24 protein-coding genes are annotated in these 20,960 nt (G+C 70.7%); 13 read left to right on the top strand and 11 right to left on the bottom strand.

What is annotated here, in order from left to right; genetic code table 11:
• Window positions 1-75 precede the first annotated feature (75 nt).
• Window positions 76-1,755, bottom strand: coding sequence for a methyl-accepting chemotaxis protein (locus tag AC2YHJ_RS11900; protein ID WP_487396249.1), 1,680 nt, complete (start codon window positions 1,753-1,755; stop codon window positions 76-78).
• 195 nt (window positions 1,756-1,950) lie between these two features.
• On the opposite strand from AC2YHJ_RS11900, the gene AC2YHJ_RS11895 reads away from it, so the two are divergent.
• From AC2YHJ_RS11895 to AC2YHJ_RS11880, 4 genes are read left to right on the top strand one after another with little or no spacing between them, the layout of a single operon-like run.
• Window positions 1,951-2,745 (top strand): 3-hydroxybutyrate dehydrogenase, encoded by a 795-nt coding sequence (locus AC2YHJ_RS11895; protein ID WP_487396247.1) that lies wholly within the window; start codon window positions 1,951-1,953, stop codon window positions 2,743-2,745.
• On the top strand, window positions 2,742-3,809 hold the full coding sequence (locus AC2YHJ_RS11890) for a patatin-like phospholipase family protein (RefSeq protein WP_487396246.1): 1,068 nt from the start codon (window positions 2,742-2,744) through the stop codon (window positions 3,807-3,809). Before AC2YHJ_RS11895 ends, AC2YHJ_RS11890 begins: the two co-directional genes overlap by 4 nt.
• On the top strand, window positions 3,806-4,570 hold the full coding sequence (locus tag AC2YHJ_RS11885) for a methyltransferase domain-containing protein (protein WP_487396244.1): 765 nt from the start codon (window positions 3,806-3,808) through the stop codon (window positions 4,568-4,570). Before AC2YHJ_RS11890 ends, AC2YHJ_RS11885 begins: the two co-directional genes overlap by 4 nt.
• Window positions 4,567-5,313 carry an SIR2 family NAD-dependent protein deacylase gene (locus AC2YHJ_RS11880; protein ID WP_487396243.1) on the top strand — a complete coding sequence of 249 codons (747 nt, stop codon included), beginning with the start codon at window positions 4,567-4,569 and terminating at the stop codon, window positions 5,311-5,313. The genes AC2YHJ_RS11885 and AC2YHJ_RS11880 overlap by 4 nt, the downstream gene beginning before the upstream one ends.
• Here the strand turns inward: AC2YHJ_RS11880 and AC2YHJ_RS11875 are convergent.
• Genes AC2YHJ_RS11875 through AC2YHJ_RS11865 form a run of 3 tightly spaced genes read right to left on the bottom strand, consistent with a single transcriptional unit; the run spans window position 5,310 to window position 8,091 of the window.
• Window positions 5,310-6,470 carry an MFS transporter gene (locus tag AC2YHJ_RS11875; RefSeq protein WP_487396242.1) on the bottom strand — a complete coding sequence of 387 codons (1,161 nt, stop codon included), beginning with the start codon at window positions 6,468-6,470 and terminating at the stop codon, window positions 5,310-5,312. The genes AC2YHJ_RS11880 and AC2YHJ_RS11875 overlap by 4 nt on opposite strands.
• Window positions 6,467-6,907, bottom strand: coding sequence for a DUF3293 domain-containing protein (locus AC2YHJ_RS11870; RefSeq protein ID WP_487396240.1), 441 nt, complete (start codon window positions 6,905-6,907; stop codon window positions 6,467-6,469). Before AC2YHJ_RS11870 ends, AC2YHJ_RS11875 begins: the two co-directional genes overlap by 4 nt.
• Complete coding sequence (locus AC2YHJ_RS11865; RefSeq protein ID WP_487396239.1) at window positions 6,904-8,091, bottom strand: class I SAM-dependent rRNA methyltransferase; 1,188 nt, start codon at window positions 8,089-8,091, stop codon at window positions 6,904-6,906. The genes AC2YHJ_RS11870 and AC2YHJ_RS11865 overlap by 4 nt, the downstream gene beginning before the upstream one ends.
• A 240-nt stretch (window positions 8,092-8,331) precedes the next feature.
• Between AC2YHJ_RS11865 and AC2YHJ_RS11860 the strand changes: the two genes are divergently transcribed.
• Genes AC2YHJ_RS11860 through panC form a run of 4 tightly spaced genes read left to right on the top strand, consistent with a single transcriptional unit; the run spans window position 8,332 to window position 10,161 of the window.
• Window positions 8,332-8,691 carry a hypothetical protein gene (locus tag AC2YHJ_RS11860; RefSeq protein ID WP_487396237.1) on the top strand — a complete coding sequence of 120 codons (360 nt, stop codon included), beginning with the start codon at window positions 8,332-8,334 and terminating at the stop codon, window positions 8,689-8,691.
• A gap of 6 nt (window positions 8,692-8,697) precedes the next feature.
• Window positions 8,698-8,961, top strand: a complete 264-nt coding sequence (locus tag AC2YHJ_RS11855; protein ID WP_487396236.1) for a hypothetical protein — start codon at window positions 8,698-8,700, stop codon at window positions 8,959-8,961.
• On the top strand, window positions 8,958-9,284 hold the full coding sequence (locus AC2YHJ_RS11850; RefSeq protein ID WP_487396235.1) for a DUF1488 family protein: 327 nt from the start codon (window positions 8,958-8,960) through the stop codon (window positions 9,282-9,284). The genes AC2YHJ_RS11855 and AC2YHJ_RS11850 overlap by 4 nt, the downstream gene beginning before the upstream one ends.
• A gap of 37 nt (window positions 9,285-9,321) precedes the next feature.
• Entirely contained in the window at window positions 9,322-10,161 is an 840-nt protein-coding gene (gene panC, locus AC2YHJ_RS11845) for a pantoate--beta-alanine ligase (RefSeq protein WP_487396233.1), read from the top strand.
• Between the two features lie 7 nt (window positions 10,162-10,168).
• On the opposite strand, the gene AC2YHJ_RS11840 is transcribed toward panC, so the two are convergent.
• From AC2YHJ_RS11840 to AC2YHJ_RS11830, 3 genes are read right to left on the bottom strand one after another with little or no spacing between them, the layout of a single operon-like run.
• Window positions 10,169-11,011 carry a DMT family transporter gene (locus AC2YHJ_RS11840; protein WP_487396232.1) on the bottom strand — a complete coding sequence of 281 codons (843 nt, stop codon included), beginning with the start codon at window positions 11,009-11,011 and terminating at the stop codon, window positions 10,169-10,171.
• A gap of 41 nt (window positions 11,012-11,052) precedes the next feature.
• The gene (locus tag AC2YHJ_RS11835) at window positions 11,053-11,691 is read right to left on the bottom strand and encodes a hypothetical protein (RefSeq protein WP_487396231.1); all 639 of its coding nucleotides are present in this window, start codon (window positions 11,689-11,691) and stop codon (window positions 11,053-11,055) included.
• The gene (locus tag AC2YHJ_RS11830) at window positions 11,688-12,476 is read right to left on the bottom strand and encodes an aldolase (protein ID WP_487396230.1); all 789 of its coding nucleotides are present in this window, start codon (window positions 12,474-12,476) and stop codon (window positions 11,688-11,690) included. The genes AC2YHJ_RS11835 and AC2YHJ_RS11830 overlap by 4 nt, the downstream gene beginning before the upstream one ends.
• Before the next feature lie 66 nt (window positions 12,477-12,542).
• On the opposite strand from AC2YHJ_RS11830, the gene AC2YHJ_RS11825 reads away from it, so the two are divergent.
• The 3 genes from AC2YHJ_RS11825 (at window position 12,543) to AC2YHJ_RS11815 (ending at window position 15,025) form a co-directional block, all read left to right on the top strand.
• Entirely contained in the window at window positions 12,543-12,962 is a 420-nt protein-coding gene (locus tag AC2YHJ_RS11825; protein ID WP_487396229.1) for a VOC family protein, read from the top strand.
• A gap of 9 nt (window positions 12,963-12,971) precedes the next feature.
• Window positions 12,972-13,733, top strand: coding sequence for a substrate-binding domain-containing protein (locus tag AC2YHJ_RS11820; RefSeq protein ID WP_487396228.1), 762 nt, complete (start codon window positions 12,972-12,974; stop codon window positions 13,731-13,733).
• A gap of 71 nt (window positions 13,734-13,804) precedes the next feature.
• Complete coding sequence (locus tag AC2YHJ_RS11815; protein ID WP_487396227.1) at window positions 13,805-15,025, top strand: ABC transporter substrate-binding protein; 1,221 nt, start codon at window positions 13,805-13,807, stop codon at window positions 15,023-15,025.
• Window positions 15,026-15,119: 94 nt separating this feature from the next.
• Here the strand turns inward: AC2YHJ_RS11815 and AC2YHJ_RS11810 are convergent, their stop codons facing one another.
• Entirely contained in the window at window positions 15,120-16,307 is a 1,188-nt protein-coding gene (locus tag AC2YHJ_RS11810) for an MFS transporter (RefSeq protein WP_487396225.1), read from the bottom strand.
• Between the two features lie 104 nt (window positions 16,308-16,411).
• Between AC2YHJ_RS11810 and AC2YHJ_RS11805 the strand changes: the two genes are divergently transcribed.
• On the top strand, window positions 16,412-17,317 hold the full coding sequence (locus AC2YHJ_RS11805; RefSeq protein ID WP_487396224.1) for a LysR family transcriptional regulator: 906 nt from the start codon (window positions 16,412-16,414) through the stop codon (window positions 17,315-17,317).
• Between the two features lie 21 nt (window positions 17,318-17,338).
• Here the strand turns inward: AC2YHJ_RS11805 and AC2YHJ_RS11800 are convergent, their stop codons facing one another.
• Window positions 17,339-17,740, bottom strand: coding sequence for a septal ring lytic transglycosylase RlpA family protein (locus tag AC2YHJ_RS11800; RefSeq protein ID WP_487396222.1), 402 nt, complete (start codon window positions 17,738-17,740; stop codon window positions 17,339-17,341).
• 643 nt (window positions 17,741-18,383) lie between these two features.
• On the opposite strand from AC2YHJ_RS11800, the gene AC2YHJ_RS11795 reads away from it, so the two are divergent.
• Entirely contained in the window at window positions 18,384-19,628 is a 1,245-nt protein-coding gene (locus AC2YHJ_RS11795; protein WP_487396221.1) for a Zn-dependent hydrolase, read from the top strand.
• 83 nt (window positions 19,629-19,711) lie between these two features.
• Here the strand turns inward: AC2YHJ_RS11795 and AC2YHJ_RS11790 are convergent, their stop codons facing one another.
• Both AC2YHJ_RS11790 and AC2YHJ_RS11785 read right to left on the bottom strand, forming a co-directional pair.
• Window positions 19,712-19,993, bottom strand: a complete 282-nt coding sequence (locus AC2YHJ_RS11790; RefSeq protein ID WP_487396219.1) for a hypothetical protein — start codon at window positions 19,991-19,993, stop codon at window positions 19,712-19,714.
• A gap of 199 nt (window positions 19,994-20,192) precedes the next feature.
• A complete protein-coding gene (locus AC2YHJ_RS11785) occupies window positions 20,193-20,945 on the bottom strand; it encodes a VIT1/CCC1 transporter family protein (protein WP_487396217.1) in 753 nt (250 codons plus the stop codon).
• Between the last annotated feature and the right edge of the window lie 15 nt (window positions 20,946-20,960).

The raw sequence follows: 20,960 nt of genomic DNA, 5'->3' as shown, positions 1-20,960 counted from the left end.
ACGCTGTGGCCTGGCGGGGAGAGGCTTGGAGAGGGGCAGAGCCCCTCTCCAATCAACCGCGCAACATGCAAGCGCCTACGCCGCGCGGACCTCAGCGAGGAAGCTACCGACCCGCCCGCGCAGCCGTTCCGATTGGCGGGCCAGTTCGGCCGAAGCACCGCGCAGCTCACCGGCAGCGGCACCGGTGCGTTCGGCGCCGTCCTGCACGCCGGCGGCGTTGCGCGACGCCTCCTGCGTGCCGATCGCGGCCTCGGCCACGGCGCGGCCGATTTCCTGCGTCGCGGCGGCCTGCTGTTCGCTCGCCGCGGCGACCTGGCCGGTATTGGCGTTCAGTTCCTCGATGGTCCGCGCGATGCCGGCGATAGCGTCCACCGTGCGGGTCGTCTCCGTTTGGATGGCGGAGATCTGCTGGCCGATCTCCTCCGTCGCGCGCGCGGTCTGGGCGGCGAGTTGCTTCACTTCCGATGCCACGACGGCGAAGCCCTTGCCGGCCTCACCGGCGCGGGCGGCCTCGATCGTCGCATTCAGCGCCAGCAGATTGGTCTGCCCGGCGATATCGCTGATCAGCCGCACCACATCGCCGATCCGGCTCGCCGATTCGGCAAGGCCGCGCACCGTGACATCGGTCTCCCGCGCCGCATCGGCGGCCCGGCCGGTGATGCCGGCGGTGTCGCGGACCTGCCGGGCGACCTCGGCGATCGAAGCGGCCAGTTCCTCGGCCGAGGAAGCGACGGTCTGGATGTTGACGCTGGCCTGCTCGGTGGCGGCGGCGACAGCGGTCGCCTTGCCGGTGCCGTCATCGGCCGTCTCGCCCATCGCCTTGGCGGTCGCATCCAGTTCGGTCGCGGCGGCGGCGACGGTGCGCAGCGCGTCGGAGGCTTCGGCATCGAAGGCGGCGATCAGCGCATCCATCCGCACCGCCCGCTGGGCAGCCTTGGCCTCCGCCTCGCGCTGCTGCTCGGCCAGGTGGTCGGCCTCCTTCAGGCTGTCGCGGCAGGTATCGACGGCGCGCGCCAGTATGCCGATCTCGTCCTGGTCGGCGGTCCCAGCCAGGGTGAAGCCGTAGTCGCGCTTCGCCATGCGCTGCATCGCACCGGCCAAGGACCCGACGCGCGAGGCGATGCTGCGCCCGATGACGAGCGCGATGCCGAAGCCCAGCAGCACCGCCGCCACCATGACGCCGGCGATGCCCCGGAAGGCCCAGCTTCCGATGCGTTCGCCCTCGGCGCTGGCTGCGGCTGCGCCGCGCGCATTGGCCTGGATAACCGCGTCGATCCCGGCGAGAAACGCCTCGAAGCCCTGGCGGGACGCCGTGAAGACACGTCGCGCCCCCGCATCGTCCCGCGCATCGAGCAGGCGCATCACCTCCGAATGGGATTGCATGAAGCTCGCCTCGAGCACCCGGAAGCGATCGACCAACTGCCGTTCCTCACCGGGCGACACCAGCGGTTCATAGCTGCGCCACGCCTCCCGCAGTTCGGCCTCGGCCCGCTCGGCGCGCGGCCGCCGCCTGGCGCGTTCGTCCGGTTCCGCGAACAGCAGAAGCGCCGTCTCCACCTGGCGGACCTCCATCGCCGCGGCCTTGTAACGGCCGAGCATCTGCACCGATGGCAGCCAGTTCCGTGACAGGTCCTCGACGCTCTGCTGCATGCGCACGGCCGCCAGCAGGCCGCTGCCGCCGACGATGGCCAGCAGCAGGATGACGACGCCGAAGCCGCCAAGAAGCTTGGCGCGGATGGACAGGCGGGACAGCATCGGGGGACCTCGGTCGTGGTTGGGGCACAGGGGCATCGGCGCGATAGTCACGGATCAGTGTTGTTCCGGGCTTAACGGCGCCGGACGATCCGGACTCCGCGAGGGGCTTCCCCGCGACCGCCCGCTTCGCCACCATGCGCGACCCCGACGGCACCCCGCCGCCACCCCCCCCCCGATCACGGAGGCGCCTTGTCCATGGACCGCACCCTCGAAGGCCGCACGGCCCTCATCACCGGCTCCACCTCCGGCATCGGCCACGGCATCGCGATGCTGATGGCGCAGGCAGGTGCCAAGGTGATGCTCAACGGCTTCGGCAAGCCGGAGGAGATCGCCGCTGCCCGCGCATCCGTCGGCGCGGCGATGGGCGGCGGTGACGCGCCCTATTCGGGGGCGGACATCTCGAAGCCCGATGAGGTCCGCGCCATGGTCGCGGATGCCGAGAAGACCCTCGGCAAGCTCGACATCCTGGTGAACAACGCCGGCATCCAGTATGTCGCCCCGATCGAGGAATTCCCCGAGGCGAAGTGGGACGCGATCATCGCGATCAACATGTCGTCCAACTTCCACGCCATCAAGGCGGCGCTGCCGGGGATGCGCAACCGCAACTGGGGCCGCATCATCAACATCGCCTCCGCGCACGGCCTGCGGGCATCGCCGCACAAGGCCGCCTATGTCACCGCGAAGCATGGCGTGGTCGGGCTGACCAAGGTCGTCGCGCTGGAAGTCGCGACGACGCAGATCACGTCGAACGCCATCTGCCCGGGCTTCGTGCGCACGCCGCTGGCCGAGGCGCAGGTCGGCCCGCTCGCCAAGGAACACGGCGTCAGCGAGGAAGTCGCGCTGCGCGACTACCTGCTGGAGAAGCAGCCCTCCAAGCGCTGGGTCGAGGTGGACGACATCGCGCACATGGCGGTGTTCCTCTGCGGCCCCGGTTCGGGCGCGATCAACGGCATCGCCTTCTCGGCGGATGGCGGCTGGACGGCTTCGTGAGCGAAGAGACTGCCGTCAGCACGCCGGCGGTCGCGAAGCCGCCGGCGAAGCGCCGCATCAGCCTCGCCTTGCAGGGCGGCGGCACGCACGGCGCCTTCACCTGGGGCGTGCTGGAACGGCTGCTCGAGGATGAGCGGCTGGAGGTCGATGGGCTGTCCGGCACCTCGGCCGGGGCGATCAATGGTGCGATGCTGGTGCAGGGCCTGCTGGAAGGCGGGCCCGAAGCAGCGATCGCCGCGCTCGACCGCTTCTGGCGGTCGGTGGCGCGGCGGCTGTCGATGAGCCCGATGCAGGCCACGCCCTTCGAGAAGCTGGTCTGGGGGCACGACCTGACCTGGTCCTTCGCCTATCGCACCTTCGACAACCTCTCGCGCGTGCTCTCGCCCTACCAGATCAATCCCTTCCCGATCGACTTCAACCCGCTGCGCGACGCGCTGACCGACAGCATCGACTTCGAGCGCCTGCGCATGGAAGCGAAGGCACCGCGGCTGTTCGTCTCCGCGACCAGCGTGCGCACCGGCAAGCCGCGCGTCTTCACGCGGCGCGAATTGACGGTGGAGGCGCTGCTCGCCTCCGCCTGCCTGCCGCAGGTGTTCAAGGCGGTTGAGATCGACGGCGAGCCGTACTGGGATGGCGGCTATCTCGGCAACCCGGCGCTTTGGCCGCTCTACGACCAGGGCGGGCCGCCGGACATCATCCTGATCCAGTTGAACCCGCAGGTGCGGGAGGAGCATCCGACCTCGGTGTCGGACATCGTCAACCGGCTGAACGAGATCACCTTCAACGGGTCGCTGATGGCCGAGATGCGCGCCATCGACTTCGTGCAACGGCTGCTCGACACCGGGCGGCTGGAACAGCCGCGCTACCGCCGCCTGTTCATCCACCTGATCGAGGATGAGGAAAGGCTGCGCGGCTTCAAGCTCAGCACCAAGTTCAATGGTGACTGGGACTTCCTGTGCATGCTGCGCCAATATGGGCGCGAGGCCGCGGAAGCCTGGATCGCCGAGCATTTCGACAAGCTCGGCCGCGAAAGCAGCGTCGATATCAGGGCGAGGTTCCTATGAGCGCATCATCCTGGGATGCCAGCCAGTATCTGCGCTTCGAGGATGAGCGCCTGCGTCCCGCGCTCGACCTGATCGGGCGCATCCCGCATCCGGCGCCGCGGCGCGTCGTCGATCTCGGCTGCGGCGCGGGCAATGCGCTGCCGGCGCTGGCCGCGCGTTTCCCCGGCGCGACCGTCACGGGCGTGGATGGCAGCGCGGCGATGCTCGCCAAGGCGACAGGCTTCGCGACGGAACAGGCCGATATCGCCGCCTGGGCGCCGGCCGAACCGGTGGACGTGCTGTTCAGCAATGCCGCGCTGCAATGGCTGGGCGGACACGCCGCGCTGTTCCCACGCCTGCTGTCGGCCATCGCGCCGGGCGGCGTGCTTGCCGTGCAGATGCCCTCGATGCATGCCGCACCGCTGCGGGCGGAACAGGACCGTATCGCGCGCGACGGCCCCTGGGCCAGCACGCTGTCGCGCATCGCCAGCGCGCCGCCGATCCTCACGCCCGGCGACTACTACGACCTGCTGCGGCCACGCGTCGCGTCGCTCGACCTGTGGATCACCGAATACGTCCATGTGCTGCGCGGGGACGACCCGGTGGTGCAATGGGCGATGGGCACGTCCCTGCGTCCCTATCTCGACGTGCTGCAGGGTGCGGAGCGCGACGGCTTCCTCGATGCCTATCGCGCATCGATGCGCGCTTCCTATCCGCCGCAGGCCGATGGCGTGGTGCTGCTGCCCTTCCGGCGCCTGTTCATCCTGGCGCGGCTGCCGTGAGCGACGCGGCCACGCTCCGTCACATGATCGAGGAAGCGGGGCGCGTCGTCGTCTTCACCGGCGCTGGCATCAGCACGGAATCCGGCATTCCCGATTTCCGTGGCACCAACGGCGTCTGGTCCAAGATGCAGCCGATCCTGTTCCAGGATTTCGTCGCATCCCCCGAAGCGCGGCGCGAGACCTGGCGGCGTCGCTTCGCCAGCGACGACGTGATGCGCGCCGCGCAGCCCAATCGCGGCCACCGCGCCGTTGCGCTGCTGCTGCGGCAGAGCAAGGCGAATGCCGTCATCACGCAGAACATCGACGGGCTGCACCAGGCCTCCGGCATTCCCGAAGCGCAGGTGATCGAGTTGCACGGCAACTCGACCTACGCGCATTGCCTCGATTGCCGCAGGCGCTACGAGATCGGCGCCCTGCGCGCGGTCTTTGACCGCGATGGCGACGTGCCGGCCTGCACAGCCTGCGGCGGCCTGGTGAAGACCGCGACGATCTCCTTCGGCCAGGCCATGCCGGAGGAACCGATGCGCCGCGCGCAGGTGGAGACGCTGGCCGCCGATCTGTTCATCGTGCTCGGCTCCTCGCTGGTCGTGTATCCGGCCGCCGGCTTCCCCGAGATCGCCAAGCGCAACGGGTCGCGGCTGGTGATCGTGAACCGGGAGGAGACGCCGCTCGACGACCTCGCGGATCTCGTCATCCACGAAGGGATCGGCGATGTCATGGGCGGCGCGCTGGGCGTGAACTAATCCCGCGCCACCACCCGCCGGAACGCCAGGAACAGTAGCAGCGCCGCCATCAACAGCACCGCCGCGAATATCACCGGCACCACCGCCCCGCCCGTGCGGTCCGCCAGCCATCCCGCCAGCGGCGGGAACCCCGTGCAGCCGCCATAGAACCAGACGAAATACACACCGAGCCCCTGCGCCCGGCGTTCCGGCGGCACCGCCATCGCCGGCAGCGCCGAGAAGACGGTGATCGGCAGCGCATACAGCAGCCCGTGCAGCGCAAGGATCGCCGCCGCCCAGCCGAGCCCCGCGAAGGGCAGCGCCGCGGCCAGCGCCGCCGAGGCGGTGATGCTGGCCACCACCATCGGCAGCACGATCCTCGGCCTGCGCGCCAGCATCGCCCCGGCCGGCACCGCGATCAGGTTCACCCAGGACATCAGGGATGTCGCGAAGCCGGCTTCGGCCACCGACAACCCGCGCGCCACCAGCAGCGGCGGCGCGAAGGTGACGAGCACCATGTAGGTGCCGTTCACCATGGCCCAGCAGGCGCCGGCCAGACACATCAGCCGGATCTCACGCCCCGTTAGCCGCCCGGATCCGGCGGGCGGGACCACCCCGCGCGACCCCGGCCGCGACGCCGCCGCCAGTGCGGCGAAGGCCACCGCCATCGCCACCGCACCCACCAGGAACGGCACCTGCCAGCCGAAGGACACCGCAGCGCCCGGCAGCACCGCCTGCGCCGCCGCGATGCCCACGGGCCAGCCGAGCACATAGATCGCCATGGCCGGGAACAAATCCGGTCCCTTGAAGCGGTCCTGCATCATCTTGGTCAGCAGCACGATGACCATCACCGTCCCGGTGCCCATCAGGAGCCGCCCGGCATAGAGCGGCGCCACGCCCGCCCCCGCCGCGGCCGAGACCAGCGCGCCCGCGACCAGCAGCCCCATGCCGAACAGCACCACCGCGCGGTCGCCGAGCCTCGGCGCGGCGAGGCCGAGCGGCACGGCCAGCACCAGCCCCGGCAGCCAGAACAGCCCGACCAGCGTGCCGAACTCGGTCCAGTCCATGCCGAATTCCGGCACCAGCACCGGCCCGGCCGCGCCCGGCGCCTGGAACAGCACGCCGAGCGCCGCGCGCAGCGCGAAGACCGCGGTGAGGAAGCCGATGGCCGCCCTCATCGCAGCACCAGCAGCCGACTGGGCGCGCGGGCGCGCACAAGCAGGATGGCGTGCTGGCGGAAGCGACGGGCCAGCACGGCGATGCGGCGCGGATCGCCCAGCATCAGCAGGTGCTCCTCCGCCCAGGGCGGCCGCGCGGCATGGCCCGTGCCCTCGTGGAAGCACAGCCGGGCGCGGCGCGCCACCCGGCGCAGGCGGGCCAGCGCCCGGTCGTTCCAGCGCCGCGGCATGGCCCGGCTCAGCGGGTTCCACGCCCCGACGAAGGCACCCTGCGGCACGCCGGCCGCGGCCAGCAAAGCATCGACCGAAGCCGAGCGCCGCCCCAGCCGCGCCTCCGCCCCCGCCGCTTCATAGACCGTGACCCGCCAGCCGCGCGCAAGGCGTGGGCCGACCGGTAGCGGTGCGGGATGCACGAAGCGGATATGGGGCAGCGTCACGGCAGGTGCAGCAGCATACCCTTGAGGTACTGGCTCTCCGGCAGCATCGGGTGCAGCGGATGGTCCGGCCCGGCGCCGCCCATGTGCAGGATGCGCGCCTCGCGCCGCGCGCGGTGCACGCCCCAGGCGACGGCATCGGCGAATTCACCGGGGCTGACGTGATGGGAACAGGACGCGATGAACAGGAAGCCGCCGCGTTCCGTCAGCGTCGCGGCAAGGCGCGCCAGCTTGCCATAGGCGCGCAGCGCGGCCGGTTGGTCCTTGCGCGTCTTGGCGAAGGCTGGCGGGTCGGTGATCACCACGCCGAAACGCTGCCCGGCGCCGACCATGCGCTCCAGGGCCTCCATCGCCTCGCCACGCTGGGTGGCGACGCGATCGGCCACGCTGTTCAGCGCCGCGGCCTGCTGCGCCGTCGCCAGCGCATGCTCGCTGCGGTCGAGCAGCGTGACCTGCACCGCCCCCGCCACCGCGCAGCCGATGCCGAAGCCGCCGGTGTGGCAGAAGGCATCGAGCACGGTCGCACCTTGCGCCAGGCGCGACACGCGCGCGCGGTGTTCGCGCTGGTCGAAGAACCAGCCGGTCTTCTGCCCGCCGAGCAGATCGACGGGGAAGCGGCGGCCATTCTCCTCGACCACCGCGCCGGCGGCATCGCCGGCCAGCAGCAGCGTCTCCTCGGGCAGGCCTTCCAGTGTGCGCACGGTGCTGTCGTTGCGCGCGACGATGCCGCGTGGGACGACCAGCGCGTGCAGCGCCTCGACGATCAGCGGCGTCGCCGCTTCCATGCCCGCGGTGTTCGCCTGCAGGGCGATGACGTCGCCGTAGCGGTCGATCACCAGGCCGGGCAGGCCATCGGCCTCGGCATGGACCAGGCGGTAATGCGGCGCGTCGAACAGGCGGTCACGCAGCGACAGCGCATCGGCGATGCGGGCGCGATACCAGCCGGCGTCGCAGGCGGCGTCAGGGTCGGATGACAGGCGCCGCGCGGCGATCAGCGAATGCGGATTGAAGTGGAAGGCCCCGTGCTTCACCCCGTCATCGCCTTCCAGGCGCACGACGCTGCCCGGCGGCAGCGCCTTCGCCGCCGTTGTCATGACGATCTCGTTCGAGAAGGCCCAGGGATGGCCTGCCTTCACCCGGCGGTCGCGGCCGGGCAGCAGGCGGACGGTGATGCGATCGAGGGACATGCCGCCGCCTAATCCCTCCGCCCGCCAGGGGCAAGCCTCAAGCGATGCCTGGCGCGCCGCACCAGTTGCGCCGAACAGCCACGATACGCCGAAAAAAATCCAAACACTCGATTGTATTGCCGAAAAAAATCGCCACCTGAACGTTGCGGTTATGCCCGCGGAACCGATCGGAAACATTTTTCCGTCTCCGCCGGACATGCAGGCCCCGCCTGCACCCCATGACCCCCAGGAGAAACGACGATGTCCGCCGGCACCCCGAGCGCCTTTGCCCGTTTCTCCGCCGATGCCGCCCAGCGCTGGGCGAAAGCCAAGCCCCTGCTGCTCGCGCTCGGTGTCGGGCTTGTCGCCGGGCCGATCATCTCCGGCATGGTGGGCTTCCAGATGCGGACCAGCACGGCGCAGACGCTGATGCACAATGGTGTGGTGGAACAGCAGGCGGTCTACTGCGCCGACCGCGCGCGGGTCGAAACACCCGATTCCGCACGGCTCGACTGGTCGGCGCGCAACGCGCTGGCGCGCCGCTTCGCGACCAACCCGGCCGGCGGCACCAACGTCGACTCCGACGTAGCCCGGGCCTGCGCGGATCGCCTGGCGCGGTGACCGGCGATGGAATCGCGCACGACGACGGAGCTGGTCGATTTCCGCCATCCGTTCCGGATTTCCTCCCGCTCCGGCGCGCTGCCGGCGGGACGCTACCGGGTCGAGACCGAAGAGGAGATGCTGGACGGCCTGTCCTTCCCCGCCTGGCGGCGAACCAGCATGACGATCGCCTGGCATGGCGCCAGCGCCGGGCGGCTCGTGCAGTGCCTGACGATCACGCCGGCGGAACTCGCGGCAGCGCGGGCTTCCGACGAAGCGCCCCGGCCATGACCACCGCCGAGATGCCCGCGCCGCCGCGCTGGGACGGCCACCGGCTCATCTTCGAGCTGAACATCGATGATGCCGTGGTGGTGCGCTGCGCCATTTCGCGCCTCGCCCTGATCGATATCAGCGGCGGCGGCTCCTTCCACACCACCGACCTGATGACCCGCTTCGCCGGGGCGCGGCCCCGTATCGAGGCCGCCGCCTACGCCAAGCTGCGTGAGCGCTCGAGCCCCCCGCTCGGCATCCTGCACATCTGGGAGGACGACATCCTCGACCCGTCGCCCGATTCCACACCGCGCGCGATGGAAGCATCCATGCGCCGCGGCTGAGATTCCGGCGGACCGCGATCCGGACTAGCATCCCGGCATGCTGATCTGCCGTGACCTCCCCTCGCTCCGCACCGCCACCGCCGCCCTGCGCACCGCCGGCAAGCGCCTTGCCCTGGTGCCGACGATGGGGGCGCTGCATGACGGGCATCTCGCTTTGGTCGCCACCGGGCGCCAGGCGGCCGATGCCGTCGCCACCTCCATCTTCGTCAATCCCCTGCAATTCAATCCGAATGAGGACCTGTCGCGCTATCCGCGCGACGAGGAGGGCGACCTCGCCAAGCTGCGCGGCGCCGGCTGCGACCTGGTGTGGATGCCGCCCGTCGAGGCGATGTACCCGCCCGGCAGCGCGACGGTGATCGAGGTCGCGGGCCCGACGCAGGGCTGGGAAGGCGATGCGCGCCCCGGGCATTTCCGCGGCGTCGCCACCGTCTGCTGCAAGCTGTTCCTGCAATCCGAGGCCGATGTCGCGATCTTCGGCGAGAAGGACTGGCAGCAATTGCAGGTCGTCACGCGCATGGCGATCGACCTCGACATCCCCATCCGCATCCTGCCGGTCGCGACGGTGCGGGAGGCCGACGGCCTGGCGATGTCCTCGCGCAACCGTTTCCTCTCGCCGCAGGACCGTGCGACGGCGCCTGTGCTGCTGCGCGTGATGACGCAGGCCGCGGCGGCGATCATGTCGGGTCAGCCGGTGGCAATGGCGCTCGATGCGGGGCTGGCGACGCTGCGCGACCACGGCTTCGCGCCGGACTACCTCGCGCTGGTGGAGGCCGAAACGCTGCAGCCGCTGACGGCGCGCCGCGCCGACGGGCCGATGCGGCTGGTGGCGGCGGCGCGGCTCGGCACGGTGCGGCTGCTCGACAACATCGCGGTGTAGCGGTGCGTCACCCGCGCACCGCCAGCCCCACCCCCGACAGCGTCAGCGCCAGCGCCATCGCCTCACGCCAGCCGAAGGGTTCGCCGAGGAAGAACGCCGCGCTTGCCACCCCGACCATCGGCGTGATCAGCGTGCCCAGCGAGGCAAGCGAAGCCGGCAGGCGCCGAAGTGCCGCGAACCAGGACAGGTAGCAGAGCCCCAGCGCGAAGACCCCGCCATAGGCCAACAGCGCCCAGTCCAGCGGGGATAACCGCCCGACCTCCGGCCGGTCGAACACCACGGCAAGCACGCCGAGCGGCAGCATGCCAAGCCCGACCTGCCACACCGTGCCGCTGGTCGGCGGCAGGCCGAGCGGCCAGCGCTTGGTGATCACCGTGCCCAGCGAGAACAGGATCGCCGAGCCAAGGCCAAAGGCCACGCCCGGTGCCTTTTCCAGCCCCACGGCCACGCCGCGCCCCAGCACCAGCAGCGCAAGGCCCGACGGCGCCAGCAGCAGCCCCGCGATGCGCGCGCGCGCCGGCCTTTCGCCAAGGATCGCCCAGGCCAGCAGCGCCGCCCAGACCGGCATAGTGTAGCAGACGATGGTCGCCTCCGCCGCCGCAAGCCAGAGCAGCGAGAAGGAAGCAAGCCCCATCCAGGCCGTAACGTTCAGCAGCGAGATCAGCACCAGGCGCGGCCAGAGCCGCCACGGCACCGCAAGGCTCTCCCGCCGCGCCAGCGCCACCACCAGCAGCAGGGCGAAGCCGAGCGCGCCCATCGACGCGCGCGTCGTCAGCACGGGCCATTCGGCCAGCAGCAGCTTCATCGCCGGCCAGTTGAGGCCCCAGCCGATCGTCGTGACGGCGAGCAAGGCGATGCCGGTTCCGTCCGGCCGCAGCGTCCGAGCCGGGGTCAAAACCGGTAGCGCGCTCCGACGCTCAGGAAATCCGCGCCATTGGTGGATCCGTTGATCGCCCCGAAGGCGCCGGAACGGTGGTGCAGACGGAACAGCACCTCGAGTTCCGGCAGCGACGGCGCGGCGAAGGTCAGTTCCAGCGCGAAGTAGTTCAGCCAATTGGCCGAGCGCCCGTCCTTGGCGACTTCCGACGGCGAGAGGTCGGCGACATAGGATGGACCGATCGGATAGACCGCGAAGCTGGTGCGCAGGTACCGGTTCCACGGGAAGTAGGTCCAGCGCAGGGCGAGCGCGGCATAGGCCTCGAAGCTGTTGTTGTCGCCGAAACGCCGGCCGACACCGCCTTCCACCTCGATGTCGAGGTGGCGGAAGACCGTGGCGAGCCGCCGGTTGTAGGACAGGGTCAGGAGGTAGATGTCCTCCGTCCGCGTGTCCCATGGTGTGGCGACGATGTCGGAGAAGACGTCGGAGGAATAGATCCCCGCGAAGACTGCGATGCCGTTCGGCCGTTCATCCGCCTGGCGCGACGCCGGCGTGGGTGCTGGTGCGGGGGCCGCCGCATCCTGCGCGGCCGCCGGCAGCGCGGCGGCGACGCAGGATGCAACGAGCCCGCAGCGCAGCAGATGCAGGATCAATGCATGAAATCCGGTTCTTCGCGCGTGAGGATGCGCTTGATGCTTTCGAGGTGCAGCCGCGCGCTCTCGCGGTCGCCCTCGCGCATCTGCTCATAGGTCCGGCGCGCCATCTCGGGCGGCACCGGCTTCAGCGCGCGGCCGGTGGACATGGCAAGGCGCTGCGCCTCCGCCGCGCGTTCCAGGTAGTAGAGATCGTCCCAGGCCTCGGCGACCGAACCGCCGACCACCATGACGCCGTGGTTCTTCATGAAGACGATGTCGGCATCGCCGATCGACGCGGCGATGCGGTCGCCTTCCTTCTCGTCGAGCGCGAGGCCGCCATACTCCTCGTCCACCAGCGTGCGGCCATAGAACTTCAGCGCGCTCTGCCCGGCCCAGACCAGCGGCGGGCCTTCCAGCATCGCGAGCGACGTCGCGTTCGGCATGTGGGTGTGGAAGGCCGCCTTGGCGCGCGGCTTGTTCAGGTGCACGCGGGCATGGATGAAGAAGGCGGTCGCCTCCGGCACGCCCTCGCCCGCCACGACATTGCCGTTGAAGTCGCAGACCAGCAGGCGCGATGCGCTTATCTCGCTGAACGCCCAGCCATAGGGGTTCACCAGGAACAGGTCGTCGCGCCCCGGCACGACGAAGGAGAAGTGGTTGCAGATGCCCTCATGCATGCCGAGCCGCGCGGCCATGCGGAAGCAGGCCGCGAGATCGACCCGCGCCTGGCGCACCGCATCGGCGTCGAGCTCGGTGTTGCGCAGGATCGCAGGCGCGGCCGGCGCGCCGAGGGCATGGGCCATGTGGGGGGTCTCCCGGTGTGTCGCGCGGAGGTTCCCCCAGCGACGCCGCGGGAGCAAGATGGCCCCATGGCCGCACCCCCGATCGCCGGCGTGCTGGAGACCGCGATCTACGTCGCCGACCTGCCGCGCGCGCGGACCTTCTACGAGGAGGTGCTCGGCCTGAGCCCGATGTTCACCGACGCGCGACTGGCCGCCTATGCGGTCGGGCAGTCGGTGCTGCTGGTCTTCCTGCGCGGCGGGGCGACCGACCCGGTGGCGCTGCCCGGCGGCGTCATCCCGGGGCATGACGCGGCGGGGCGGATTCATTTCGCGCTCGCCATCGCCGCCGCCGACCTGCCGGCCTGGGCGGATCGCCTCGCCGGGCATGGCGTCGCGGAGGAAGGACGGATGCGCTGGCCGCGCGGCGGCACCAGCCTCTATTTCCGCGACCCGGATGGTCATCTTGGCGAATTCGCCACCCCTGGCATCTGGCCCAACGAAGGCTGAGGAGGTCCCATGAACCGCCGCCCGTTGCTGCTCGCCGCGCTCGCCTGCCCTGCCATCGCCCGGGCGCAGGGCGCGGGGCCGTTGCGGGTGCTCGGCACCGGCGCGGTCGCCGCATCGACCAGCGACCTCGCGCGCGACTTCACCGCCCGCACCGGGCGCGCCATCGCCTTCGACAATGCCAATGCCGGCGTCGCCGCGCGCCGGCTGCGCGAGGGCGAGGCGGTGGATCTGATGCTCAACAGCGCCGAGCAGGTCGCGCGGCTGGTCGCGGATGGGCTGCTCGACGGCATGACGGTGAGCGAGCTCGGCCGCATGCTGATCGGCGTCGCGGTGCGCGACGGCGCGCCGAAGCCCGACATCGCGACCGAGGCGGCGCTCCGCGCGGCGATCCTCGCCGCCCCCGTCATCGCGCACTCCGACCCGGCCACGGGCGCGACCGCGGGCACCCATGCCGCGCGGCTGATCGAACGGCTCGGCCTCGCCGAGACGATGCGCCTGCGCACCCTGGTCTTCCCCGGTGGCGCCGCGGCGGTGCAGGCGGTCGCCGATGGCCGCGCCGCGCTCGCGATCTCGCAGATCAGCGAGATCATCGCCGTGCCCGGCGCCGTGCTGGTCGGCCCGTTGCCGCAGGCGGTGCAGCTCGTCACCTCCTATGTCGGCGCGCTCGCGACGCGGGCGGCAGACCGGGACGGCGCGCTCTCCTTCCTCAGCTACCTGACCGGGCCGGAAGGCCGCACCCGCTTCCGCGCCGCGGGCTTCGCGACACCGTAACGCCCCCCTGGCCGGGCTGCGTGCGCATGCCATGATGCGCGCCAGGAAACGGAGCCAGGGAAGAAACATCCATGAATCGCAGGCGTCTTCTTGCCGGCGCGGCGGCGCTGCCGCTCGCCGCCATCCGCCCTACCGAGGGTCGCGCGCAGGCGGGTATCTCGGATGGCGTGGTGAAGATCGGCGTGCTCGACGACATGTCCGGCGTCTTCGCCGACCAGCAGGGCATGGGCGATGTCGTTTCCGCGCGCATGGCGGTCGAGGATTTCGGCGGCCGGGTGAACGACATGCCGATCGAGCTGGTGTTCGGCGATCTGCAGAACCGCCCCGATGTCGGCCTGTCCATCGCCCGGCGCTGGTACGACCAGGAACGCGTCGATGCCATCTTCGGCCTGGGCAATTCGGCCGTCGCACTCGCCGTGCAGAACCTGGCGCGGGAGAAGCAGAAGATCGATGTCGTGGTCGCCGCCGGCACCACCGACCTGACCGGCAAGGATTGCTCGCCCTATGGCGTGCACTGGACCTACGACAACTACGCGCTGGCGCGCGGCACGGTCGGCGCGGTGATGCAGGGTGGCGGGCGGAAGTGGTTCTTCATCACATCCGACTACGCCTTCGGCCATTCGCTGGAAGCCAATGCGACGGCGGTGATCCGCGCCCTGGGCGGGGAAGTTGCGGGCACCGCCCGCGCGCCGCTTGGCGAGACGGATTATTCATCGCACCTGATCCGCGCGGCGCAGTCCGGGGCGAATGTCGTCGGCATCGCCGCGGCGGGGACGGACTTCATCAACATCGTGAAGCAGATGGGCGAATTCGGCCTGACGCGGCGCGGCATCCAGCCCGCGGCATTGCTGTGCCTGCTGACGAATGTGAAGGCGATCGGTCTCGACACCGCGCAGGGCATGGTCTTCACCGAGGCCTACTACTGGGATCAGAACGCCGGCACGCGCGCCTTCGCCGAACGCTTCCTGCGCATCCATGGCCGCCCGCCCACCATGTTCCAGGCCAGCATGTGGGGTGCGGTGACGCACTACCTCAAGGCGGTGCGCGCCGCGGGCACCGATGCCACCGTGCCGGTGATGGCCAAGATGCGCGAGATGCCGATCAACGACTTCATGACGAACAACGGCAGCATCCGCGCGGATGGTCGTGTCATCCGCGACATGTACCTGATGCGCGCCAAGCAGCCGTCGCAGGCGCGTGGCGAGTGGGACCTGCTGGAAGTCGCGCAGACCATTCCCGGGAACGAAGCGTTCCGCCCCCTGGCGGAAGGCGGCTGCCCCTTGGTCCGGTAAACTGGTCCGAGACGAAGCGCCAAGATCCCGCGGTCCAGGGGGCCGTTGCCCCCTGGCGGGGAGGTCCGGAGGGGCAGCGCCCCTCCGGCGCGCATCAGTCATCCCCGAACGCCACGGCCGGCCGTGCTGCCGCGCCCGGCCGCTCCAGCGCGCGGCTGACCAAGGCCGCGACCAGCGCCGCCGCCGGCATGCTCGCCGCCGCCCAGGTCACGGCGCCGAGCCCTGGCCCGTGGTCGATCACCACGCCACCCAGCCAGGCGCCCAGCGCATTGCCGAGGTTGAACGCCGCGATGTTGAGGCTCGAGGCCAGGGTCTGCCCCGCACCGCCCGCCGCTTCCAGCACCCGCAGTTGCAGCGGCGCGACCGTTGCGAAGGCCGCGGCACCCAGCAGCCCGACGGCGGCGACCGCCGCGATGCGGTCCTGCACGGCGAAGGTCGCGGCGACCAGCACCAGTGTCAGCGCCGCCAGCGTGCCCAGCAGCGCCGGCATCAGCCGCCAGTCCGCGAGCCTGCCGCCCAGGATGTTGCCCAGGATCAGCCCGGCGCCGAACACCAGCAGGATCGGCGAGACGGCGGCCTCGGGGAAGCCGGTGACGGTCACCAGGATCGGCTGGATGTAGCTGAACACCGCGAAGACGCCGCCGAAGCCCAGCACCGTCATCAGCAGCCCCAGCAGCACCTGGGGCCGGCGCAGCACGGCCAGTTCCTCGGACAGCCGGCCGGGCTGCTCCCGCCCTGCTGCGCGGGGCACCAGCAGCGCCAGCACCGCGAAGGCGAAGAGGCCGATCGCCGTCACCGCCCAGAAGGTCGAACGCCAGCCATGGGCCAGGCCCAGCCAGGCGCCGAAGGGCACGCCCAGAAGCGTCGCCACCGTCAGCCCGGTGAACATCAGCGCGATGGCCGAGGCCCGGCGCTCCGGCGCGACCAGCCCCGCGGCGACCACCGAGCCGACGCCGAAGAAGGTGCCATGCGCCAGCGCGGTGATGACGCGCGCGGCCATCAGCGCGCCGTAGCTGGGCGCGATGGCGCAGGCCAGGTTGCCGATGGTGAAGATCGCCATCAGCGCCAGCAGCACGGTCTTCCGCGGCAGGCGACGCGTGGCGATGGTCAGCACCGGCGCGCCGACGAAGACCCCGAGCGCATAGCCGGAGACCAGCAGCCCGGCGGCGGAGATCGACGCGCCGAGATCGGCGGAGACCTGCAACAGCAGGCCCATGATGACGAATTCGGTGACGCCGATGCCGAAGGCACCGGCGGCAAGGGCATAGACGGCAACAGGCACGGTCGGCCTCCAGGCTGCGTCGGGATGGATGCAGCGGGAGATGGACGCCGGCCGTTCCGTGAACCATATGGCAAAAAGGCACATTACCTGTGAGATGAAGTCACATGCCTCGTCCGGACATCAACCGCGCTGCGGAGATGGAGGTCTTCACGCAGGTCGTCGCGCTGTCCGGCTTCTCAGCGGCGGCGCGGGCCCTGCGGATGACGCCCTCGGCCGTCAGCAAGCTCGTCGCGCGGCTGGAGGCGCGGCTCGGCACGCGGCTGGTGAACCGTTCGACGCGCAAGCTGCAGCTCACCGCGGAGGGCCTCGCCTATCACGAACGCTGCCAGCGCATCCTGGCGGATATCGAGGAAGCCGAGCGTGAGGCCGCCGCCGGCGCGGCACCGCGCGGGCGTGTGCGCGTCAACGCCAGCGTGCCCTTCGGCGTCCATCACCTGCTGCCGCTGGTGCCCGGCTTCCTCGCGCAATATCCGGAGGTGACGATCGACCTGGTGCTCAGCGACCAGGTGATCGACCTGCTGGAACAGCGTGCCGATGTCGCCATCCGGGTCGGTCCGTTGCGGGCCTCGCGCCTGGTGGCGCGCAAACTCGGCGCCAGCACGATGGTGGTGGTGGCAGCGCCCGGCTACCTCGCGCGCCATGGCACGCCGGACGGATTGGCGGCGCTGGCCGCGCACAACCTGATCGGCTTCAACTTCGCCCGCAGCTTCGAGGAATGGCCGTTCCGCGAGGATGGGCGGATCGCCACCATCCCGGCCTGCGGAACTGCCCAGGTGGGCGATGGTGAATCCGCGCGGCTGCTGGCGCTGGCCGGGGTCGGGCTGGCGCGCCTCGCCAGGATCCATGTCGGGCCGGACATCGCCGCCGGGCGGCTGGTGCCGGTGCTGGAGGCGCTCAATCCCGGCGACATGGAGGAGATCCATGCCGTCCATGCCGGCCAGGGCGGACACGTGCCAAGCCGTGTCCGCGCCTTCATCGACTATCTGGTGAAGACAATCCGCCTGCCGTGAGGCGCGGGCGGATCGCCGATGTCAGTCCCGAGCCTCGGCCAGTTCGACCGGCACGATCTCCACCCGCGCAACACCGCTGCGCATCATGTCGAGATGCTGCGCGATGCGCGGGCTGAGATCGACGATGCGGCCGCGCGTCCACGGGCCGCGATCCTGCACCGTGCCAGTGGTGACCAGGCCGTTCTGCAGGTTGGTCACGCGCACCACGGTGCCGAAGGGCAGCGTGCGATGCGCGATGGTGTCGGAGGCGGGGTCGAAGCGCTGGCCGCTCGCCGTCCGCCGGCCGGTGAAGTGACGTGCGTAGTAGGAGGCCGTGCCGACCTGCGGATTGCCGACCGCGCGGCCGAGGTCCGCGGTGGGCGTCAGCGCCCCCGGCGTGGCCTGGGCGATGCCCTCGGCCGATTGGGCACAGCCCATGGTCATCGCTGACAGTCCGATCACCGCACAACCGGCCGCCGCGCGCAGGGCGGTGGTCCGGATCCGCCGCACCCGCGGGGACATCGCGGCGCGGGGGGGCGCGGCGCGGCCGTCACGAGGCTGGGGAGCGTGGCATTGGAACCCCATGGGGGAATCTCCTTGGTGGTCCTGGCTGCACGAGCCGTTGCGGGGGGAATGCGCCCGTCGGCGCATATGAGTCTCCAGCAGGCAGAAAGTGACTGAAATGACAGACCGGTCCGGTCTGCGCCGAATGCCATGCAACAATTCCTTGCGACTGGCAACAGTCCCGCCCCCGAGGGCCGCCCCCTGTGCCTCGTCAACGCCGACGCCGACTGGGCGTCATCTGATCTAATCAGCAAGTATAACGGCGCCGTTTCTACTTTGACTTCATCCGGGCGGAATTGAACTCATTCGCCAATATATTGTATTCGTTCCTGAGCGGGCGGGGGCGCGGAAAGCGCCGTCCGGGGCCCGCGCCAAGCGCCCGAACCCGCCTTCGGGCGTGGCCACAATTGCATCGGCAGGCATGCATCGGCGCGGGTCCCGACCCCTGGCAGGGCGGCTTGTTCGCGCAACGGCGGTCCAGTAAGCCCCGGCCTTGGTCATCAGTGACGGAGCAGGCGGCATCATGAGCGGCACCAACCAGCGCATCGACGGCAAGCGCCTCTGGGACAGCCTGATGACGATGGCGGAGATCGGCGCCACGCCGAAGGGTGGGGTGAAGCGCCTGACCCTGTCCGGCGTCGACAAGGAAGGCCGCGACCGTTTCAAGGGCTGGTGTGAGGCGCTTGGCCTCACGGTGCGCGTGGACGCGATCGGCAACATGTTCGCCCGCCGCGCCGGCCGCGATGCGAAGCGCCTGCCCGTGTTGATGGGCAGCCATCTCGACAGCCAGCCCACGGGCGGCAAGTTCGACGGCGCGCTCGGCGTCATCGCGGGGCTCGAGGTGATGCGCTCGCTGAACGACCTCAACATCGTCACCGATGCGCCGATCGAGCTGGTGAACTGGACCGATGAGGAAGGCTCGCGTTTCGGCCATTCGCTGATGGGCTCGGGCACCTGGGCGGGCATCTATTCGCTCGACAAGACCTATGGCCTGAAGGACGTGGACGGCGTGTCGGTGTCCGAGGCGCTGGACCAGATCGGCTACAAGGGCGAGCACGCCGCGAAGCCCTTCCCGGCCGATGCCTATTTCGAGCTGCATATCGAGCAGGGGCCGATCCTCGAACGGGAGGCCAAGCAGATCGGCGTCGTCACCGGCGCGCAGGCGCAGGTCTGGTACGATGCGGTGATCATCGGCCAGGACAGCCATGCCGGCACCACGCCGCCATCCGCACGGAAGGATGCGCTGGTCGCCGCCGCCCGCGTCGTCACCCTGGTGGACCAGCTGATGCGCGCGCGGGGGGAGGATGGCCGCGGCACGGTCGGCTTCCTGCAGATCGCCCAGCCCTCGCGCAACGTGGTCCCCGGCGAGGTGCGCTTCAGCGTCGAATTCCGCCACCCCTCCGACGCCGAGATCACCACCCTCGCCGAGACCTTCCCGGCCGAGGCACAGCGCCTGGTCGCGGAGACCGGCTGCCGGCTCGACCTGACCGAGCTGTTCCGCATCCCGGCGCAGCCCTTCGATCCGTCCTGCGTCAACCTGGTGCGCCAGGCGACGAAGCGGCTCGGCTTCTCCTCGCGCGAGATCATCTCCGGCGCGGGGCATGACGCGGTCTATGTCGCGCGCTCGGTCCCCACGGCGATGATCTTCACACCCTGCAAGGACGGCCTGTCGCACAACGAGGCCGAGAGCATCCTGCCGGAGGAGGCCGAGGCCGGCTGCCAGGTGCTGTTCGAAGCCGTGGTCGCGCGCGCCAACCGCGCGATCTGATCCGGGACCGCGCCGAGCCTGGCCTTCATCAACCGGCCGCGACGACCGGCAGGGGCTCGGGGATGGTCATCCCCGCCCCTGCCCTACGCCGTCACCAGCACTTCCCCACGCGTGACCACCGGCGGCTGCGGCAATAACTCCGCAAGGTTGGCCGCGACGATGCCACGCACCGCCTCATGCGCGGCTTCCGCGCTCTCCTGGGTGTCGAACAGGCTGACCGAGAAGACGCCGTTCTCGCTGCGTCCCGCCCAATAGTTCCGGAAGCCGGGATGCGCCTTCAGCATCGGCAGGACCGAGGCCTCGACGCGGCGCACGATCTCCTCGACCGATCCGGTCGCCGTGTAGCTGCGGATCATGGCGTACATGTCTTTTACCTCCCTGGCGCGGCGAACCGCCCGCAGGTGCTGCGCCTTCGGTGCATGCGGCGTCAATCAGCCGCTTCGCATCTGCGGTATGGTCATAACCGCGCCCGACGCACCGCTTTCCCGTTGATCGTCAGTGCGCCGACCGTGGTCATCGCCACGCCGTGCAGGAGCATGGCGGCGAGCCACGCGGCGCCCGCGATCAGCCGCCCACCACCCTGGCGACAAGGAAGGCCGCGGCCGCAGCGGCGGCACCCGTCGCGAGCGCCTGCACGGCCCCACGCAGCGGCGGCAGGCCGTTGGCGCGCGCCCGCAGCCAGCCGAAGGCGGCGAGCGCCGCGGCGGTCAGCGCGCCAGACACCGGAAGCGCCCCACCCACCAGCATGAAGGGCAGCAGCGGGATCAGCCCGGCGAGCAGGTGGCCGCCGCCGGTCGTCACGGCACAGGCCGCCGCCCGCTGCGGTTCCGGTTCCTTCAGGTCGAGCTCGAAGCGCATCATGAAATCGACCCAGCGGCGCTGGTCGGCGCAGATGGAATCAACGGCCAGGTGCAGCGCATCCCCGCGCACGCCGTAACGGTGGAGGATCGCGGCGACCTCCCAGCGCTCGCGGTCCTCGTACTCGACCGTCTCCTCCTCCTCCCTCTGGCGTTCGGCGGCGTAGTGGTCCGCCGCGCCGCAGGTGGCGAGGTAGCCGCCGAGGCCCGCGGCCATGCCGCCCGCCACGGCCGCGACGACGCCGGCGGCGACGACCGGCGCGTCGCCGGCCGCCGCGTAGGACAGCCCCACGGCCAGCGCGAAGGGCAGCACCGGGCCGTCCGCCGCGCCGTGCACGAAGTCGCGCAGCACCGGATTCTGGGCGATGTGCTGTTCCTCATGCGGCGGCCCGGGTGGCATCGGCCAGAGGCCGTCACGGTTCACCGCCGCGGCGACGGGGGCTTGCGAAGTCGTCTCCATGCGCGGGAGGCTAGC

This window comes from Roseomonas sp. SRI_022 (assembly GCF_057586215.1).
The sequence above is the reverse complement of the archived record's forward strand: the minus strand, read 5'-3'. Positions and strand labels throughout refer to the sequence as shown.